We start from the raw sequence: 1,635 nt of genomic DNA, 5'->3' as shown, positions 1-1,635 counted from the left end.
GACGCAGGAGGTGTTTCTTTCGGAACATGACTATTGGTAATCAAAGTCCCATCAATCTGCGTCGTATAGCCCGGAACAGCATCTTCCTGAACAGTGTACTGAATAGCTTGACCATCCTGATACTGATCAAGATCCTCAAAGCTATAGTTCCAACCTGTCGCCTCAGAGGCAATCGCAGTCTTTCCTGTATCTACACCGTTCGCAAATAAGTGCACGGTAATGCTACTTGGACGGATACCATCCTTGTTATTGGCATCATTCCAGACCTTGGAGCCCTTGATACTAATTTTCTTCGGTGTATAGCTATTGGTAATTGTATAGTGATTGCCATTGGCTGTAATAGTTGAGGTATACTCTGCTGTCACAATTTCTTCCACACTATAAGAAATCTCTTTTCCAGCAGCATATTTTGGAAGTTCTTTGGACTCGAATGACCAACGTCCTGTTTCATCTGGTGTTACCGTGATGCGGTCGACTTCCTTTCCTTGTCCATCTTTTACGACGATGACAATGCTGGTTGGTCGTTTGCCGTCTTGGTTATTAGCGTCATCCCAGACCTTGTTTCCGCTCAAGCGGATCATTTCAGGACTACGGGAATTTGTAATCACTTGACCTTCTACTTTAGCAAGATAGCCGATTTCTGCTAACACAGCCAGAGTTGCGTCATCTTCACGGACAGAGTAGGTGATTTCTTGACCGTTTTCAAACTGCGGAAGATTGGTGAAGCTTCCCACCCATGTATCCGCATCTGTCTGATCAGCTGTGGTCAAAGTTAGTGTTTTTCCTGCTACTGCGACCGGTTCACTACCTGCCACAGACTTGTAGAGCTGAACGGTAATCGCCTTTGGACGCTTGCCGTCCTGGTTGCCATTATCCGCCCATTTCTTTGTTACTTGGTAGCTGATTTCCTTAGGCGTATAACTATTTGTGATGGTGAAATCATCAATCTTTGTCTGGTACTCTTTTACAGTTACTTCTTCTACCGTGTAGCGAATTAGTTGACCCTTAGCATACTTAGGCTTGTTGGTAAAGGCCGTCTTCCAGTTGCCGTCGGCATCTGCTTGAATGGTTTGACTTTCTACGCGTACACCATCAGCAAGAAGATAAACCGTAATCTCCTTAGGACGTTTGCCATCCTGATTATCGCCATCTTCCCATTTCTTCTGAACTGTGACATCAATCATTTCTGGTGAATAGCTGTTTGTAAGATTATAACCATCAAGAGTAGTCGTGTAGCTTGGTACCGTTTCTTCACTAATCGCATAAGCGACTAATTTCCCATCCTTATACTTCGCAAGATTTGTAAAGCTGTAACTCCAGTTATCTGCAGCTGTTACTGTCTTGCTGGCTACCTTTTGACCATTGGCAAGAAGATAAACAGTGATGGAATCTGGGCGTTTCCCGTCCTGGTTATTGGCATCATCCCATGTCTTGGTTCCTGATACTTCTGTCACCTCGGGGCTATAGGTATTGGTTAGATTATAGCCCTCTACCGCCTTGGTATAACCTGCTGGCAACTCTTCATCAACCCTATAGGTAATAGCTTGACCATTCTCAAATTGTGGAAGATTGGTGAAGCTGTACTTCCACTCATCTTTCGCTGAGACTTCTTTAGTCGCAACTTGCGTCGTTTGA

At 44.5% G+C, this 1,635-nt stretch carries 1 protein-coding gene; it reads right to left on the bottom strand.

Annotation, left to right across the window (positions count from 1 at the left end):
* The coding region (locus tag E4T82_RS11870; RefSeq protein WP_135182971.1) for a Cna B-type domain-containing protein at positions 1–1,635 on the bottom strand (1,635 nt) is incomplete at both ends.

It is taken from the genome of Streptococcus cuniculi, from assembly GCF_004570575.1.
In the GTDB taxonomy this organism is placed as follows: Bacteria; Bacillota; Bacilli; order Lactobacillales; family Streptococcaceae; genus Streptococcus; species Streptococcus cuniculi_A.
The sequence above is the reverse complement of the archived record's forward strand: the minus strand, read 5'-3'. Positions and strand labels throughout refer to the sequence as shown.